Genomic DNA, 3858 nt, shown 5'->3' on the forward strand with positions numbered 1-3858 from the left:
CTCCAACGGCACGGTATGGGGGCACGAAGCCCTCGTGCGTGGGACCAACGGTGAGGGCGCGGGCCAGATTCTGGAGCAGGTGACGGAAGATAGCCGCTACAAGTTCGATCAGGCGTGCCGTGTGAAGGCGATCGAGCTGGCCGGTAGTCTGTTTCCTCCTGACGGCACCACCAAACTCTCGATCAACTTCATGCCGAATGCGGTCTACGAGCCTGCCGCCTGCATTCGGGCCACGTTGGAGGCTGCCCATCGCATCGGGTTCGAGCACCGCCAGATCATGTTCGAGTTCACCGAGAACGAGCGCATGACGGACATCCCTCATGTCCAGCGCATCATCGAGGAGTACCGCAAGCAGGGCTTCGTCACCGCGATCGACGATTTCGGTGCGGGCTACGCCGGCCTCAACCTTCTGGCCCACTTCCAGCCCGACTTCATCAAGATCGACATGGAGCTGATCCGGAACCTCACCAGTTCGCCTGCCAAGCAGACCATCATCGCTTGTATCACCACGATGGCCCGCGAACTTGGTGTTGCCGTCATTGCGGAGGGCATCGAGACGGAGGCGGAGCTGCAGACGTTGCGGGCGGCGGGCATCAACCTGTTCCAGGGCTACCTGTTCGCCAAGCCGTCGATTGCCAGCCTGCCGGCCGTACCGTTGCTGGAAACCTTGGCGCCCCTGTCTGCGGGCGGGCGGCGCACTAAGCTTCCCGCCGAAGCTTTCGTGCAGACCTACGCCTCGCCAGAATCATCAAGCCATCGGAAGGACGCCTCTTTCCGATAGCCCTTCACTCCATCGCAAGATGAAGGGGTTAGTGTCCTCACCAAGCGCTGCTCTCAAATCAGGAAGCCCAACCCATGTCTGCCGCAGCTCTGCCTCTCGCCGTGATGCCGAAGGCGAAGCCACGCTCGGCGGCGTTGCCGGAGATGGCCACGGCCGTCATGATCCTGAACGAGGGCTGCGAAGTCGAGTTCGCCAACGAGAGCGCACGGGCCTTGTTCGCCGGCGTCGAACTGCTCGGTTGCGGGTTGAACGCCCTGCTCACCATCTGCGACGTCAAGGGTGGCGCCGACTTCCTCGACGCCGTCACGGATTACCCGTTGCTGACGCAGGGTCGCCTCGCCCTGTGCGATGGCCGCTACGTCGACGCGATCCTCAAGCCGCTCTCAACCGGCGGTTATGTCCTCACCTTCGATGACGTGACCGCCTACGTGCGCGACGCGGCGCTGGCGCACAAGGATGCGCTCACCGGTCTGCACAACCGAGCCAGTTTCCAGGACCGTCTGAAGGAGATGCTGGCCCGGGCGAAGCGAACGGGATCGGAGGTCGCCGTTCTGTGCCTCGACCTCGACCGCTTCAAGGCGGTCAACGACACGCTGGGCCATCCCGTAGGAGACACCCTCCTTCGCAAGGTCGCCGAACGCTTGCAGAGCGCGTTACGCGAGGGAGACGTCGTGGCACGCCTCGGCGGGGACGAGTTCGCCGTGCTGCAGGCCGATGCCGTCCAGCCTCAGGCGGCCGAGACCCTGGCCGCGCGTCTCGTTGACCTGCTGGGACGAACCTACCTGGTCGACGGGCACATGCTCAACATCGGCACGAGCGTCGGCGTGGCGGTGTCGCCCACCGATGGCTCGGACATGGACGAGCTCATGAAGCGCGCCGACCTCGCCCTGTATCGTGCCAAGTCGGACGGCCGGGGAACCTTCCGGTTCTTCGAGGCCGACATGGACGCGCGCATGAAGGCGCGGCGCTCACTCGAACTCGACCTGCGTCGGGCTCTGGCCCTGAAGGAGTTCACGCTCGCCTATCAGCCTCAGATCGATCTGGCGACGAACGCCGTCACGGGTTTCGAGGCGCTCATTCGCTGGGAGCATCCTGAGCGTGGGATGGTCCAGCCGGCAGACTTCATTCCCCTGACGGAGGAAATCGGCATCATCACGCCGATCGGGGAGTGGGTGCTTCGTACAGCCTGCAAGGAAGCGGCCGGGTGGTCCAAGCCGGTGTCGATTGCCGTGAACCTATCTCCTGTGCAATTCCGCAGTCCCAAGCTCGTCGAGATCGTGATGTCCGCGCTCGCACGCTCTGGCTTGGAGCCGAGCCGCCTGGAATTGGAGATCACCGAGGGCGCTTTGCTGGCCAACACTGAGAGTGTCTTGGCCACCCTTACGACACTTCGCGCCCTCGGCGTTCGGATCTCGATGGACGACTTCGGCACGGGCTACTCGAGCCTGAGCTACTTGCGGAAGTTTCCTTTCGACAAGATCAAGATCGACCGCTCCTTCGTGAGCGGCATGGTCGACAACGAGGATTGCGGTGCCATTGTGCGGGCGGTCGCGAGCCTGGGTGCAAGCCTTGGCATTAAGACGACCGCCGAGGGTGTCGAGACAACGGAACAGCTTGCCGCGATCCAGGCCGAAGGCTGCGGCGAGGTCCAAGGCTTCCTGACGGGTCGCCCGATGCCGGCCGCGATGGCCGCAGCACTGCTGTCAGATAGTTCAACTCTTTAGAGGATCTGATAGGCTCATGAGCAAGACACTCACAAGCTTGGTCTACTACAGCCGGAACCGGATCCTGGGGTCGCCCGAGCTGGTGTTCCAGGAGGTGCATCGCATCCTGGAAGTCAGCCGGATCAACAACGCGCGTGTCGGCGTCACCGGTGCCCTGCTGTTCAACTCAGGCTGCTTTGCTCAGGTGCTGGAGGGGCCGCAAGAGGCGGTCGAGGCGACGTTCGAGCGGATCCAGCGCGACGACCGCCATGGTGAGGTCTCGCTGATGAGCGTCGGCCCCATCGCGGACCGCTGCTTCACGAACTGGTCGATGGCCTTCGTGGGTGCCTCGCAGGTAGACGCCGACCGCTTCGGCGGGATTGCTGGCGAGAGCGGCTTTGATCCGAATCGCATGACGGGGGATCGCGTCCACGCCATGCTCTACAATCTTACGCTGGAGGAGGAACAAGCCACTTGATCGGCGACGCGGTCGTCAGCGACGCTTCCATGCCGAACTAGGGAATCAACAAGTCCGCAGACTATGGCTAATGCTTCATTGACCAGAAGCCATGCGCTCAGGTGGATCGAGATGCCCGTGGTCGCTTGCCCGGGCGACAGCTGCGTGCCTGTCCGCAATGAGCCCTTGCAGAACCTCCTTCATGGCGAGCCGCGCGTCCTCAAAGGTTGCGTAGCTCTGGGGCGAGCGTCGCTTCTCTCCGCCACGCTCGCTGATGGACCAGACGAACGTGTCGGCCTGAAAACGGCAACGCCTGATATCGAGGTTGAAGGGGTGGGAAGGCTGCTTGGTCATGTTCCCCACTGCTACAGCCGACTTTATCAACAAAGGCCAACAGCTTGGTGGTGCCTGCCCGCGGGAGGGACAGGAACGAGCGGTGTGCCTTTGATCATCCGAGCAAGATGCGTCTCCACAACCTCTCGATCTTCGGGTGAGCGCCCGTCAGGACGGCAACCACCCCGAGCGGTCCGGCGACAGCGATGAATGCAAGTTCGGCCATCCGGCACGCTTAGCCCGTGGCACCCGGATTGGATCTGTGACACTCCGCCGTGAGACAGCTTGCCCGAAAGGGTGCGACCCTGCTGCGGCTGCCCAGCCGAGGGCCAGGGCGAAGCTTCACCGTCAATCAGCCAGCACCTCGGCTGACGAGCCATACGAAACCTCGTCTGAGGCCATCCAGGCCCAGCGCCCCCAGCGCGGCGAGACCGGCTGAGCTGAAATCGGGCATCCCCGACACGGGTCCCTGTTCAACCGTTCTCACCAGACCGGGTCCAGTCCCGCTCACTGATTGTACAGGAACCCCTCTGATCATCGTCAGATGCCGGCAGCGATAGACAGGATCGACGGGATCGATTCTG

5 protein-coding genes are annotated in these 3858 nt (G+C 63.2%); 3 read left to right on the top strand and 2 right to left on the bottom strand.

Going from position 1 to position 3858, the window contains the following annotated elements; genetic code table 11:
- From MFF55_RS25895 to MFF55_RS25905, 3 genes are all read left to right on the top strand, one after another.
- A partial coding sequence (locus MFF55_RS25895; RefSeq protein ID WP_238247028.1) for an EAL domain-containing protein occupies nt 1-781 on the top strand: 781 nt, incomplete at its 5' end.
- Nucleotides 782-855: 74 nt separating this feature from the next.
- Nucleotides 856-2505 (top strand): EAL domain-containing protein, encoded by a 1650-nt coding sequence (locus MFF55_RS25900; protein ID WP_238247030.1) that lies wholly within the window; start codon nt 856-858, stop codon nt 2503-2505.
- Between the two features lie 37 nt (nt 2506-2542).
- Nucleotides 2543-2962 carry a BLUF domain-containing protein gene (locus MFF55_RS25905; RefSeq protein ID WP_306421479.1) on the top strand — a complete coding sequence of 140 codons (420 nt, stop codon included), beginning with the start codon at nt 2543-2545 and terminating at the stop codon, nt 2960-2962.
- Between the two features lie 75 nt (nt 2963-3037).
- Here MFF55_RS25905 and MFF55_RS25910 read toward each other — a convergent pair whose 3' ends face one another.
- Nucleotides 3038-3295 (bottom strand): hypothetical protein, encoded by a 258-nt coding sequence (locus MFF55_RS25910; protein WP_238247033.1) that lies wholly within the window; start codon nt 3293-3295, stop codon nt 3038-3040.
- Nucleotides 3296-3626: 331 nt separating this feature from the next.
- The coding region (locus MFF55_RS25915; protein WP_238247036.1) for a hypothetical protein at nt 3627-3858 on the bottom strand (232 nt) is incomplete at its 5' end.

The organism is Methylobacterium iners (assembly GCF_022179305.1).
Classification (GTDB): Bacteria; Pseudomonadota; Alphaproteobacteria; order Rhizobiales; family Beijerinckiaceae; genus Methylobacterium; species Methylobacterium iners.